Origin of the sequence: Rhodococcus sp. SJ-3 (genome assembly GCF_051918125.1) — a bacterium.
Taxonomy (GTDB): domain Bacteria; phylum Actinomycetota; class Actinomycetes; order Mycobacteriales; family Mycobacteriaceae; genus Rhodococcus.
This window is the reverse complement of sequence record NZ_CM123306.1, coordinates 5,217,625-5,231,603: the sequence shown is the minus strand read 5'-3', so window position 1 is coordinate 5,231,603 and position 13,979 is coordinate 5,217,625. Positions and strand designations below refer to the sequence as shown.

General features: G+C 65.1%; 12 protein-coding genes. 4 read left to right on the top strand and 8 right to left on the bottom strand.

All coding sequences use genetic code 11. From position 1 onward, the window contains the following. Positions 1–11 precede the first annotated feature (11 nt). Positions 12–1,793, bottom strand: coding sequence for a proteasome ATPase (gene arc / locus ACTDXD_RS24365; protein WP_440124747.1), 1,782 nt, complete (start codon positions 1,791–1,793; stop codon positions 12–14). A gap of 196 nt (positions 1,794–1,989) precedes the next feature. Here arc and ACTDXD_RS24360 point away from each other — a divergent pair, with 196 nt between their 5' ends. Beyond that, the gene (locus ACTDXD_RS24360) at positions 1,990–2,496 is read left to right on the top strand and encodes a nuclear transport factor 2 family protein (RefSeq protein ID WP_440124746.1); all 507 of its coding nucleotides are present in this window, start codon (positions 1,990–1,992) and stop codon (positions 2,494–2,496) included. A 25-nt stretch (positions 2,497–2,521) separates the two neighbouring features. Here the strand turns inward: ACTDXD_RS24360 and ACTDXD_RS24355 are convergent, their stop codons facing one another. Beyond that, on the bottom strand, positions 2,522–3,373 hold the full coding sequence (locus ACTDXD_RS24355; RefSeq protein ID WP_440124745.1) for a tRNA (adenine-N1)-methyltransferase: 852 nt from the start codon (positions 3,371–3,373) through the stop codon (positions 2,522–2,524). Between the two features lie 165 nt (positions 3,374–3,538). On the opposite strand from ACTDXD_RS24355, the gene ACTDXD_RS24350 reads away from it, so the two are divergent. Next, entirely contained in the window at positions 3,539–4,381 is an 843-nt protein-coding gene (locus ACTDXD_RS24350) for a thioesterase family protein (protein ID WP_440124744.1), read from the top strand. A gap of 37 nt (positions 4,382–4,418) precedes the next feature. On the opposite strand, the gene hisG is transcribed toward ACTDXD_RS24350, so the two are convergent. From hisG to metH, 6 genes are all read right to left on the bottom strand, one after another. Further along, positions 4,419–5,288, bottom strand: coding sequence for an ATP phosphoribosyltransferase (gene hisG / locus ACTDXD_RS24345; RefSeq protein ID WP_440124743.1), 870 nt, complete (start codon positions 5,286–5,288; stop codon positions 4,419–4,421). A gap of 95 nt (positions 5,289–5,383) precedes the next feature. Beyond that, positions 5,384–5,665 (bottom strand): phosphoribosyl-ATP diphosphatase, encoded by a 282-nt coding sequence (locus ACTDXD_RS24340; protein WP_199233311.1) that lies wholly within the window; start codon positions 5,663–5,665, stop codon positions 5,384–5,386. A 38-nt stretch (positions 5,666–5,703) separates the two neighbouring features. Beyond that, entirely contained in the window at positions 5,704–6,591 is an 888-nt protein-coding gene (locus ACTDXD_RS24335; RefSeq protein WP_440124742.1) for a pseudouridine synthase, read from the bottom strand. A 1-nt stretch (position 6,592) separates the two neighbouring features. Next, on the bottom strand, positions 6,593–7,456 hold the full coding sequence (gene trhO / locus ACTDXD_RS24330; protein ID WP_440124741.1) for an oxygen-dependent tRNA uridine(34) hydroxylase TrhO: 864 nt from the start codon (positions 7,454–7,456) through the stop codon (positions 6,593–6,595). Positions 7,457–7,458: 2 nt separating this feature from the next. Next, positions 7,459–8,172: an HAD family hydrolase gene (locus tag ACTDXD_RS24325; RefSeq protein ID WP_440124740.1), complete on the bottom strand. Its 714-nt coding sequence runs from the start codon at positions 8,170–8,172 to the stop codon at positions 7,459–7,461. Continuing rightward, positions 8,165–11,734, bottom strand: coding sequence for a methionine synthase (metH, locus tag ACTDXD_RS24320; protein WP_440124739.1), 3,570 nt, complete (start codon positions 11,732–11,734; stop codon positions 8,165–8,167). The genes ACTDXD_RS24325 and metH overlap by 8 nt, the downstream gene beginning before the upstream one ends. A gap of 51 nt (positions 11,735–11,785) precedes the next feature. Here metH and ACTDXD_RS24315 point away from each other — a divergent pair, with 51 nt between their 5' ends. Beyond that, complete coding sequence (locus tag ACTDXD_RS24315; protein WP_440124738.1) at positions 11,786–12,679, top strand: PAC2 family protein; 894 nt, start codon at positions 11,786–11,788, stop codon at positions 12,677–12,679. Next, entirely contained in the window at positions 12,676–13,818 is a 1,143-nt protein-coding gene (locus ACTDXD_RS24310; protein ID WP_440124737.1) for an MFS transporter, read from the top strand. Before ACTDXD_RS24315 ends, ACTDXD_RS24310 begins: the two co-directional genes overlap by 4 nt. Positions 13,819–13,979: the final 161 nt, after the last annotated feature.

Here is a 13,979-nt window from a genome sequence, read left to right as displayed (position 1 = left end):
AGTACCCGCTGCTACAGGTACTGGCCGGTGTTCGATTCGGTGTCGATCGCGCGACTCGTACTCGCGTTCTTGCCCGTCACCAGCGTGCGGATGTACACGATCCGCTCGCCCTTCTTGCCGGAGATCCGCGCCCAGTCGTCGGGGTTGGTGGTGTTGGGCAGATCCTCGTTCTCGGCGAACTCGTCGACGATCGAATCGAGCAGATGCTGTACCCGCAGACCGTTGGTGCCCGTGTCCAGCACCGCTTTGATCGCGTACTTCTTCGCGCGGTCGACGATGTTCTGGATCATCGCGCCGGAGTTGAAGTCCTTGAAGTACAGGACCTCCTTGTCGCCGTTCGCGTAGGTGACCTCCAGGAACCGGTTCTCCTCCGATTCGGCGTACATCCGATCGACGACCCGCTCGATCATCGCCCGCACACACGCCGACCGATCGCCCCCGAACTCGGCGATGTCATCGGCGTGCACCGGCAACTGCTCGGTCAGGTACTTCGAGAAGATGTCCAGCGCAGCCTCCGCATCGGGACGCTCGATCTTGATCTTCACATCGAGCCGGCCGGGGCGCAGGATCGCCGGGTCGATCATGTCCTCGCGGTTGGACGCACCGATGACGATGACGTTCTCCAGGCCCTCCACACCATCGATCTCGCTGAGCAACTGCGGCACGACCGTCGTCTCCACATCCGAAGACACACCCGAACCGCGGGTACGGAAGATCGAATCCATCTCGTCGAAGAACACGATCACCGGGGTACCCTCGGACGCCTTCTCCCTGGCGCGCTGGAAGATCATCCGGATGTGCCGCTCGGTTTCACCGACGAACTTGTTGAGCAATTCCGGGCCCTTGATGTTGAGGAAGAATGACTTGGCTTCCTTCGAATCTTCCCCGCGAGCCTCGGCGATCTTCTTCGCCAGCGAATTGGCGACCGCCTTCGCGATGAGCGTCTTTCCGCATCCGGGCGGCCCGTAGAGCAGCACACCCTTCGGCGGCCGCAGCGCATACTCGTGGAACAGGTCCTTGTGCAGGAACGGTAACTCGACCGCATCGCGAATCTGCTCGATCTGCCGGCCCAGACCACCGATATCGCCGTAGTCGACATCCGGCACCTCTTCGAGCACCAGATCCTCGACCTCGGCCTTCGGGATCCGTTCGAACGCGTACCCGGCCTTGCTGTCGACCAGCAACGAATCGCCCGGCCGCAATGTGAACCGGTCACCGTTCTCGTCGGTGACCTCCTCGACCGACGAATCGAGAGTGCGGGCCGCGATCTGCGCAAGCGGTGCCGACAGCCACACCACTCGTTCCTCGTCGGCATGCCCGACCACCAGCGCGCGGCGCCCGTCGTCGAGCAGTTCGCGCAGTGTCGTGATCTCACCGACGCGTTCGAACCCACCGACCTCGACCACCGTCAATGCCTCGTTCAGACGCACCGTCTGGCCGGTCCGGAACGATTCGATCTCCAGATTCGGTGACACCCCCACCCGCATCTTGCGACCCGAGGTGAACACATCGACGGTACTGTCCTCGAATGCCTCGAGCAGCACCCCGTATCCGCTGGGCGGTTGACCGAGACGATCGACCTCCTCGCGCAGCGTGAGCAACTGCTGACGCGCCTCCTTGAGGGTCTCGAGCAGTTTCCCGTTCCGTACCGTGACCGACTCGAGCCTCGATTCGAGGTCGCGGACACGGTCGGACGGTTCGGTGAGCCTGGTCCGGAGGGCGACCACCTCGGCGCGCAGTTCTTCGAGTTCCCGTGCGGCAGCACCCGAGTCCGGATTCTCTGACGAGGTCATGTGCGACTCCCTCCACTTGGTCATTCCACGCTACCGGCAGTTCGCCGAAAGCGGGGGGCGACACGAAATCCTGGTGTTGCGAACGCGTGTCGGCTCAGTCACGGGCGCACGGTGACACCCCGCGTCCCCACACTGTTAGCCTTGCCTAATCTCGACGCCCGCGCCGTTACTGTTCGTTCCCGAAAGGATCACTTCTGTGAACACCCGCACCTTCTGGGCTGCCGCGGCGACCGTTGTCGCCGTCGCGCTGCTTCCCGCCTGCTCCTCGGACAGCGACACCACGACCGACACCAGCGCAGCCACGACCACCAGCGCCGAGGCCACGACAAGCGCCGCCGCGACCACCAGCACGGCCGCCGCCGGCGAAGCCCCCGTCACCGCAGAGACGCTGCAGGCACAGATGGACGTGTTCTTCGATCCTGCCGCACCCGTCGAGGACAAAGCCGCCGTCATCGAGAACGGCGACAGCCGCACCGACGTGCTCACCCAATTCAACGGAGTGCTCGCCGGCTACCCGCTGACTGCCACGGTCGGTGACATCACCGCCGTCGACGACACCACCGTCACCGCCACCACCGAGGTCGGCGGCCCGCACGGCGGCGCACCCATGCCACTGACATTCACCGAGGTCGACGGCACCTGGGTCCTGGCCGACGCCAGTGTCTGCTCCATCCTCGCGATGGGTCAGCTGACCTGCGAATAAGCACGCCCAGCTGCCTCGCGGCGCCTCAGCCCTTGCTGGGGCGCCGCTGCGGCTTCGGGGTCTGCACCCCGTCCTGCAACCGGCGGGCACTGACCAGGAACGCGGTATGGCCCTGCATCCGATGCTCCGGACGCACCGCCAACCCCACCACATGCCAGCCCCGCACCATCGACTCCCACGAACGCGGTTCCGTCCAGCACGTCTGCTCCCGCAGCGCCTCGACCACCCGCGACAACTGCGTCGTCGTCGCCACATACACGATCAGCACCCCACCGGGCACCAACGCCTTCTTCACCGTCTCGAGCACATCCCACGGCGCCAGCATGTCCAGCACCACACGGTCGACCTTGCCGTGGACCTCGACGTCGTAGTCCGCCAGATCCGCCAGCGTCGTCGTCCAGTTCTCCGGACGCTGCCCGAAGAACGTCGTCACATTCCGCTCGGCGTACTCGAGATGATCCTCGCGCACCTCGTACGAGATGACCGTGCCGGTAGACCCGACCGCCCGCAGCAACGAACACGTCAACGCCCCGGACCCCGCACCCGCCTCGAGCACCCGCGCCCCGGGGAAGATGTCACCCTCCTGCACGATCTGCGCGGCATCCTTCGGGTAGATCACCTGCGCCCCGCGCGGCATCGACATCACATAATCGACCAGCAGCGGACGCAACGCCAGATACGGAGTGCCGTTCGTCGACGTCACCACCACACCCTCATCGGTGCCGATCAAGTCGTCGTGCAGAATCCCACCGCGATGCGTGTGGAACTCCTTGCCCGGCTCGAGCACCACCGTGTACTTGCGGCCCTTGGCGTCGGTCAACTGCACCCGATCCCCCACCTCGAACGGTCCGCTGCGCCCGAGTCCGCCTACTGCCATCGCCGTGCCACCTTCGCCTACATGCGACCGTCACAGCCCGTGACGTCCAGGCCCGACACGGTGCCAGGCCGCACACCAGCCTGCCAGGCCACCACTCGAGACCCCACACACACCCCACATGCCATCATCGGACACCCACCCGAAACGATCTTGGAGACCCACCGCGTGCACAACACCGCCTACTACCTGCCCCTCCCCACACCCGAAAGCCCACTCGGCAGCGACCCCCACATCGAGTGCTTCCGGCCCACTCGCCACACGGTCAGCACCTGGGGTCCCGACCTCCAGCACGGCGCGCCCCCGTCCGCGCTACTCGTCCGCGCCCTCGAACGACACCGCCCCCGTCCCGACACCCGCCTGACCCGCATCTGCATCGACCTGCTCGGCCCCGTACCACTGACCGACCTCGAAGTCCGTACCCGCATCGACCGGCCCGGCCGACAAATCGAACTCGTTGTCGCCGAGCTGTGGGCCACCACCCCCGACGGCACCACCCGCGCCGTCGCCCGCGCCACCGGATGGCGCCTGCAGACCCAGCACCTCCCCGACGTCGCCCGCACCTCCGAACCGGCACTCGCGCCCTTCGACGCCGCCGCCGAACCCTCCGACATGACCCTGTTCGGCCTCAGTGGCTACATCGACACCCTCGACTGGCACATCGTCACCCCACTGGGAGTACCCGGACCGTCCGCCGCATGGGTCCGCGCCCGCCTCGACCTCGTCGCGGGAGAAACCCTCACATCCCTCGAACGACTCTTCACCGTCGCCGACGTCGCCAACGGCATCGGGTCCAAACTCGACCCCGCCCACTGGCTGTTCCTCAACACCGACCTGACCGTGCACCTGTTCCGCGCACCCGACAGCGAAGCACCCGAGAGCCGATGGACCGGCATCTCCGCCGAAACCTCCATCGGCCCCGACGGAATCGGGATGACCGCCGGAGTACTCCACGACGTACACGGACCGCTCGGACGGATCACCCAGAACGTGCAAGTGCGGCCCCGCTGACGCGAGACCGCACCGTCACATCACCGAGGCCGTCGCCTCACTCCCCGGCGACACCTCGCATCGCACGGCACGACCGGATATCCGACGCCAGAATCGCACGGGCACCGATCTCGGCCAGCCGGTCCATCACCGCATTGTGACCCTTGCGCGGCACCATCGCCCGCACCGCCACCGAATACTCATTCGCCAACGGCGAGATCGTCGGCGATTCCAGACCGGGAGTCACCTTCACCGCAGCATCGAGCAGGTGCTTCGGGCAGTCGTAGTCGATCATCACGTACTGCTGTGCAAATACCACACCCTCGAGCCGAGCAATCAACTGATTGCGGGCCCGATCTGTTCGATCCGCGCCCTCCCGCTCGATCAGCACACCCTCCGAATCGCACAGCGACTCCCCGAATGCCACCAAATCATGCTGCCGCAAAGTACGACCGGACCCCACCACATCGGCAATCGCATCCGCGACGCCGAGCTGAATCGAGATCTCCACCGCACCATCGAGCCGGATCACCGTCGCCTCGATCCCCCGCTCGGCCAGATCCTTACGCACCAGGTACGCGTACGACGTCGCGATCCGCAGTCCCTGCAGATCCTCGACCTTCCACGATCGCTCCTTCGGACCCGCATATCGGAACTGCGAGCGCCCGAAACCCAACGACAACCGCTCGGTCACCGGCGCACCCGAATCCCCCGCCAGGTCCCGGCCGGTGATACCCAGATCCAGCTCACCCGACCCGACGTAGATCGCTATGTCCTTGGGACGCAGGAAGAAGAATTCGACCTCGTTGACCGGGTCGATCACGGTCAGATCCCGAGAATCGGAACGCCAACGGTAACCGGCTTCCCGCAGAATCTCGGCCGCGGACTCGGACAATGAACCCTTGTTCGGAACTGCAACGCGCAGCATGGAAGGAATCCTTTCGGAGGGAAGGGGCAAAGAAGTCGATCAGGACACATCCGGGGCACGGACAGCGCCGCCACCGAAACGGCAGCCACCGCCCGTCACAGATGCTTGTAGACGTCCTCGAGCTTCAGGCCACGCCCCACCATCAACACCTGCGTCCAGTACAGCAGCTGCGAGATCTCCTCCGCGAGCTCCTCATCGGACTGGTACTCGGCGGCGATCCACACTTCGCCGGCTTCCTCGAGTACCTTCTTGCCCTGCGCATGGACACCGGCATCCAACGCAGCGACAGTGCCGGAACCCTCAGGGCGGGTCGCAGCACGTTCGGTCAGCTCGGCGAACAGGGATTCGAAGGTCTTCACGGAAACCGATTGTTTCATGCCGCACCCCCGCACCCACAATCAGGACACCACTGCACTCACCATGACAACTTCCGCGCACTGTCGAACCGACGCACCGTTCCATTCACCGGATCGGTGAACTCCAAAGTGCGCGCCAACAACTGCAACGGCGCGGTGAACTGCCCCGGCGCGCGGCGCACGAACACCGGATAGAAATTGTCGCCCTCGATCGGCACGCCCAACGACATCAGATGCAACCGCAGTTGATGCGTGCGACCCGTACGCGGGTACAACCGGTACCGCGCCCGGTCCCCACGATGCTCCACCAGCTCGATCAGCGTCTCCGAATTCGGCTCCCCCGGTACCTGCGTCGCGGTTAGCTCGCCGTGCCGTTTGACAATCCGCGTGCGCACCACCTGCGGAAACTTCACATCGGGCCGGTACCCGGCGATCGCTTCGTACACCTTGCGTACCCGTTGCTGCTCGAACAGCGCCTGATACGGACGCCGCAATGCCGGATCACTCGTGCACAACAACACCCCGGCGGTCATCCGATCGAGCCGATGCACCGGCACCAGATCCGGCAGATCCAGATCCCGCCGCAACCGCACCGTCACCGTCTCCCGGATATGCGCACCCCGCGGGATCGTCGACAGGAAATGCGGCTTGTCGACCACCACCAGGCCCTCACCGCGATACAGCACCTCCACCGCAAACGGCACCGGCGTCTCCGGCGGCGGCTCCCGATAGAAATACACGAACCGGCCCGGCTGGAACCGAGACAGCTCATCGACCGGCCGTCCATGCTCGTCGACAAGTTCCCCCGACTCCATCCGGGCGTGCCAATCCTCCTCCGGATGCGCGTCGAGCAAGAACCCGAGCACCGTGCGCGCGGCACCCGCGGCCGGCATCCGGAGCCGATCGGGGCCCAATCCGTCGCGCACCGGCAACGGCGGACCGGCCACCTCAGGAACCGGTCTCGGCCGTGTCCGGAACACACTCCTCGCACACCAACGTCAACTCACGGCCGTTGACATCCGGATGGTTGCGGTACCGCGACGTCGGTGTTCCGCACCTCGTACACCGGCCCAACGTCACCGCCGCCTCGGAGAACTCCACATTCATCCGACCGTCGAACACATACAGCGAGCCCTCCCACAAACCGGCATCACCGAACGCCTCTCCGTACCTGACGATCCCGCCGTCGAGCTGGTACACCTCTTCGAAACCACGATTGCGCATCAGCACCGACAACACCTCACACCGCACCCCACCCGTGCAATACGTCACCACCGGCTTCGACTTGAGATGGTCGTACCGGCCGCTGTCCAACTCCGCAATGAACTCGCGGGTGGTGTCCACCTCGGGCACCACCGCACCCCGAAACCGCCCGATCTGCGCCTCGAGCCTGTTACGGCCGTCGAAGAACACCACATCGTCGCGCTCGGACATCAACGCGTGCACGGCGTGCGGCGACAGGTGCGTCCCGCCGCCGACCACACCGGACTCGTCGACCTTGATCTCGTCCGGGCTCCCGAACGTGACGATCTCGGAACGCACCTTCACCGACAACCGCGGAAAATCGTCGCCCGTGCCGTCGGACCACTTGACATCGATATCGCGAAACCCCGGGTAGCTGCGTAGTCCCCGCACATACTTCTTCACCGCCGCAATATCACCACCGACAGTGCCGTTGATGCCGTGCTCGGAGAGCAATATCCGGCCCGTCAACCCGTTCGACGCCGCCAAGGTGTGCTGCCACAACCGGATCGCCTCCGGGTCGGGCAACGCCGTGAACTTGTAGAACAAGACGATCTTCGGGACCGCCACGATCACTGCCGCCCGGATGCGTGCAACGCGTGCAGATCAACCACCGACAGGTTTTCCAACGTAGAACGAAACACCCGCCTCGACGAGGTCGGCACCGTCGTCAGCGACGGCACCACCAACACCGTGCACCCCGCCGCATCCGCAGCTGCTGCTCCCGTCGGCGAATCCTCCACCGCCAGACACTGCGCCGGATCGAGCCCGAGCAACTCCGCTGCCCGTAGATACGGCGCAGGATCCGGCTTGCCCGCAGGCACCTCATCGCCGCACACCGTGTAATCGAAATGCTCACGACCGAGGGTGTCGAGCGCGACATCGCACAACGCCCGACCCGTGTTGGTCACCAACGCCTGCCCCAGCCCCGACGCCCGAACCGAACCCAACGCCTCCAGCGCACCAGGCCGCCACGGCAACCCCTGCGCGAACAACCCGGACATGTACGTGTTGAGCCAATCCTCGGCGGCGGTCTGCTCGTCCGGAGTCGGCTCCAGCCCCAGACCGTCGAATGTGCGCCACACCGACAGATCGAGCGGACCGCCGATCGTCGAGATCCGCGTCGCCTCCGACATCGGGCCACCCAGATGCAGCGACAACTCGCGCATCCCGATGTCCCACAACTGCTCCGATTCGAGCAGCGTGCCGTCCATATCCCACAACACCGCCTGCAACCCACCCACGGACTGCGACGCGGTGGCCACCTCGCTGATCAACTCAGACATTGAAATACTTGGCTTCCGGGTGATGCAACACGAACGCATCGGTGGACTGCTCGGGATGCAACTGCAACTCCTCCGACAACTCCACCCCGATCCGCTCGGGCTCGAGCAACTCGACGAGCTTGATCCGATCCTCGAGATCCGGGCATGCCCCGTAACCGAACGCGAACCGCGCACCCCGGTAGGCGAGCTTGAAATACTCGGCCACCTCGTCCGGATCCTCATCGGCAGCGGTACCACCGCCCGAGAACGCAAGTTCTTGCCGGATCCGCCGATGCCAGTACTCGGCCAGGGCCTCGGTCAACTGCACACCGATGCCGTGCACCTCCAGATAGTCACGATACGAATTCGACGCAAACAGCTCGTTCGCGAAATCCGCGATGGGCTGTCCCATCGTCACCAATTGGAACGGCCACACATCGACTTCACCCGAAGTGAGCGCATCCTGGCGTGACCGCACGAAATCCGCGATGCACAGGAACCTCGACCGCTGCTGACGCGGGAACGTGAACCGGTACCGCTCCGGCGCATCCGGCCGCGGCTCCGCCAGGATCACCACCTCATCACCCTCGGACACCGCGGGGAAGTACCCGTACACCACCGCAGCATGTTGCAGGATGCCCTCGGTCGAGAGCCGGTCCAGCCAATACCGCAACCGCGGCCGGCCGTCCGTCTCCACCAGTTCCTCGTAGGTCGGCCCGTCCCCGGCTCGCTGCCCACGCAGACCCCACTGCCCCAGGAACAACGCCCGCTCGTCCACCAACGACGCATACTCGGCCAACGCGATGCCCTTGACCACCCGCGTGCCCCAGAACGGCGGCGCAGGCACCGGCAGGTCCGCCTGCACATCGCTGCGCGCCGGAATGACCACCGGCGTCTCCGACGCCTTGCGCTTCTCCGCAATGCGCTTACTACGCTCGTGCCGCTCCTTGCGCTCAGCCGCCTTGCGCGCGGCCTCGAGCGCTTCCGGGCTGTTCGGATCCGGTCCTTCACCACGCTTGATCGCCATCACGCGATCCATCAACGACAAACCCTCGAACGCATCGCGCGCGTACGACACCTCACCCGCGTACACATCCGCGAGGTCGTTCTCGACGTAACTACGCGTCAAAGCCGCACCACCGAGAAGCACCGGGAACTGCTCGGCAACACCCCGAGAGTTCAGCTCCTCCAAGTTCTCCTTCATCACCACGGTCGACTTCACCAGCAGACCGGACATTCCGATGACATCGGCACGCTTGTCGATCGCCGCGTCGAGGATCGTCGCAATCGGCTGCTTGATCCCGAGGTTGACCACCTCGTATCCGTTGTTCGACAGGATGATGTCGACGAGGTTCTTCCCGATGTCGTGCACATCGCCCTTGACGGTCGCCAGCACGATCCGGCCCTTACCGTCGTCGCCCGTCGACTCCATGTGCGGCTCGAGATGCGCCACCGCAGCCTTCATCACCTCGGCGGACTGCAACACGAACGGCAGCTGCATCTGCCCCGACCCGAACAGTTCCCCGACCGTCTTCATCCCCGACAGCAAAGTGTCGTTGATGATCTCGAGCGGCGGCACCTCCTTCATCGCCTCGTCGAGATCGGCTTCGAGACCATTGCGTTCACCGTCGACGATCCGCCGCTCCAGCCGCTCGAACAGCGGCAATGCCGCAAGCTCCTGCGCGCGGGACTCCCGCGCCGACGCCGCCGAGACACCCTCGAACAACTCCATCAGCTTCTGCAAGGGGTCATAACCCTCACTGCGCCGGTCGTACACCAGGTCCAGCGCGACCTGCCGGTGCTCCTCGGGAATCCGCGCCATCGGCAGAATCTTCGACGCGTGCACAATCGCCGTATCGAGACCGGCCTCCGTGCACTCGTTCAAGAACACCGAGTTGAGGACCTGCCGCGCCGCCGGATTCAAACCGAACGACACATTGGACACACCCAGGGTGAAGTGCACCCGCGGATGGAGACGATGCAGTTCGCGGATCGCCTCGATGGTCTCGATCGCGTCGCGTCGCACCTCCTCCTGACCGGTGGAGATGGGAAACGTCAACGCATCGACGATGATGTCGTCCGGATCGAGCCCCCAATTCTCCGTCAGATCCGTGATCAGGCGCTCGGCGATCCGCACCTTGTGCTCCGCGGTGCGGGCCTGTCCTTCCTCGTCGATCGTCAGCGCCACCACCGCCGCGCCGTGTTCGACGACATGCGTCATGATCCGCTCGAACCGCGATCCGGGGCCGGCCCCGTCCTCGTAGTTCACCGAGTTCACCGCGCACCGGCCACCGAGATGCTCGAGACCGGCCCGGATCACCTCCGGTTCGGTCGAGTCGATCATGATCGGCAATGTCGACGACGTCGCGAACCGTGACGCCAGCTCTGACATATCGATCGCCCCGTCGCGACCCACATAGTCGACGTTGAGGTCGAGCATGTGCGCCCCATCGCGGATCTGATCCTTCGCGATGTCGAGGCACTTCTCCCAGTCTGCGGAGAGCATCGCCTCACGGAAAGCCTTCGACCCGTTGGTGTTGGTGCGCTCACCGATCATCAGGATCGACGCGTCCTGCTCGAACGGCACCGCTGTGTACAGCGACGACACACCAGGCTCGTGCTCCGGTTCCCGCTTCGCCGGCCGAACTGCACGCACCGCCTCAGCGACCTGGCGAATGTGCTCCGGCGTAGTACCGCAGCACCCACCGACCAGGGTCAGCCCGAACTCGGACACGAACCCGGCGAGCGCCTCCGCGAGTTCACCGGGCTGCAGCGGGTACTCCGCACCGTTCTTGCCGAGCACGGGCAGCCCCGCATTCGGCATCACCGACACAGGCACCCGGGCATGCTGTGACAGATACCGCAGGTGCTCACTCATCTCGGCAGGACCGGTGGCGCAGTTGAGTCCGATCATGTCGATACCGAGCGGCTCGAGCGCTGTGAGCGCGGCTCCGATTTCGGAACCGAGCAGCATCGTCCCTGTGGTCTCCACCGTGACGTGGGCAATGATCGGGATCCGACGGCCGACCCGGTCCATCGCGCGGCGACTGCCGATGATCGCGGACTTCGCCTGCAGCAGGTCCTGGCAGGTTTCCACGAGGATTGCGTCGGCACCACCGTCGAGCATTCCGAGCGCGGCTTCACTGTAGGCGTCTCGCAATACGGCGAACGGCGCATGGCCGAGGGTGGGGAGTTTGGTGCCAGGACCCATCGAACCGAGCACCATCCGAGCTACACCGTCGGCAGAGGGCCCCATCTCGTCCGCGACCTCACGCGCGAGTCGGGTACCGCGCTCGGCGAGGTCACGAATGCGGTCGGCAATGTCGTAATCCGCGAGGTTGGGCAGGTTGCAGCCGAAAGTATTGGTCGAAACGATGTCGGCACCGGCTTCGAAGTACGCCCGGTGGATCCCCTTGATCACATCGGGACGAGTCTCGTTCAAGATCTCGTTGCACCCCTCCAGGCCGCGGAAGTCGTCGAGCGACAGATCCGCAGCCTGCAACATGGTGCCCATCGCCCCGTCTCCGATGACAACGCGCTGCTTCAACGCATCGAACAAGGCAGAGTTCAGTGGGGTGGACATGGCAACCAGAGTAGTGGGCGCACAAACCGCGCTCCGCCGTAGGCTGGACGGGTGAGTGCAAGTGAGTATCCTGAGACCCCGGAGCAGGCTGTTCCCGAATTCCGCAACCCGGTGCTCGTCGCCGCGTTCGAGGGATGGAACGACGCAGGCGACGCTGCGACCGGGGCTGTCGAGCATCTCGAACTGATCTGGGACGCCGAACCGTTCGCCGAGCTGGACTCCGAGGAATACTACGACTACCAGGTCAACCGCCCCCAGGTGCGCCTCGTCGACGGCGTGACCCGGCAGATCGAGTGGCCCGCAACCCGCCTGTCCGCGTGCTCCCCGCCTGGGAGCGACCGCGACGTCGTGCTGCTGCGCGGCATCGAACCGAACATGCGCTGGCGCAGTTTCTGCGATGCGATCCTCGAACTCGTCGACGACCTGGGAATCCACACGGTCGTGGTGCTGGGTGCGCTCCTCGCCGACACCCCGCACACCCGCCCGGTACCGGTGACCGGCACGGCGTACAGCGCAGACGCGGCCAAGCAGTTCAATCTCGAGAAGTCGCGGTACGAAGGACCGACAGGCATCAACGGGGTTCTGCAGGATGCCTGCGTTCGCGCAGGCATCCCCGCCGTGTCCTTCTGGGCCGCTGTCCCTCACTACGTGTCGAATCCGCCCAACCCAAAAGCCACGGTCGCGTTGCTGCGACGCCTCGAAGACGTCCTCGACGTCGAGGTTCCGCTCGGTGAGCTTCCCGCGCTCGCCGAAGAATGGGAAGAGACGGTCACCTCGATGACCGAGGACGACGAGGACATCGCCGACTACGTCCGCGGCCTGGAGGAACGTGGTGACGCCGAGACCGACATCTCCGACGTGATTGCCAAGATCGACGGAGACGCCCTCGCGGCTGAATTCGAGCGATACCTCAAACGGAGAGGCCCCGGCGGGTTCGCTCAGTGAGCGGATATCGCGACTCGCTCCAGCGCGCAGCACTGTACGTCGGTGGCTTTCTCGGTCCGTTCGGTGGGGGCCTCGTCGTGTCGATGCTGCCCGAAATCGGGGAGGACACCGGGGTGTCTGCCGGAGTTGCCGCGACGACGGTCACCGCGTACCTGGGCGTGTTCGCCGTGTTCATGCTGTTCTCCGGAACCCTCGGTGCGCGCTGGGGCCGACTGCGGACTGTCCGTGCTGCCTACGTCGTGTACGCGTCGGTCTCGATTGCTGCGGCGCTCGCGCCGACATTCTCGCTGTTGATCGGCGCTCGCATGCTGCAGGGCGCGGGAAATGCTTTCACCACACCCCTGCTGCTCGCAGCCCTGGCTGCGATCACTCCACGCAAGTCCCTCGGGCGTGCGCTCGGCCTGTTCGGTGCGATGCAAGCGGCCGGACAGACGACAGCGCCGCTCATCGGCGGGCTCGCGGCGGAGGTGAATTGGCGGTGGGCGTTCGTCGTGCTCGCCGTCGCTGCAGTCGTCCTCGCTGTGATCGGTCTGCCCGACAGTATGGATGAAGCCGAGGAAGGTCCGGCTCGGCTTCGTGATGCTCTGCGTCCACGAGTGCTCCGAACGGGAGTTGTCGCTCTCCTCGGATTCGGCGCGCTCGGAGGACTGGGGTTTCTCCTGGCGTTCCGTGTCGAAGACGACTTCGGCCTCTCCCCTGCAGGTCGAGGTGCACTACTGACGGTGTTCGGTCTGGCAGGGATTCTCACAGCTCGTCGTGTGGGAACACTCATCGACCGGATCGGCGCTCACAGCTCGGTGCTCATCGGTGCGGTCTCCGGCGCCGCCCTGCTTGTCGCGGCAGGGACGTTGGGAAGCATCGGTGTCATCGCGGCAGTGTGGTTCGCCGCTGGTATTGCCTCACAGTGCGTTCTGGTCGCCGCGAACGCTGCGGTCCTCGGCGACTCGGGAGGAAATCGTGGTGGCGCGGTTTCGGTGGTTCTGGCGTTTCGCTTCGGCGGCGCTGCCCTGGCACCTGTTGTACTCACTCCGCTGTACGCCGCGCATCCCACAGCATCGTTCGTGGTTCCAGCGGTGCTGCTGGCAGTGGTTGCGCCCCTGATGATGCCGGCCGACCCCGGGCGGACAGAGGAACACTGACGGCCCGGGTTCGTCGTTGTCAGTGGTGAGGTTTGTGCATGAGGACGGGGTGATTTCTGTTTATTCAGGTTTTCCGTATAGTTCGGAATACTTCCCGGTTGTCGCGATGGCTGTCTCTTTATGCAAGCGAGCGGGCCACTGTCGACCCGCGTCACCCTCAT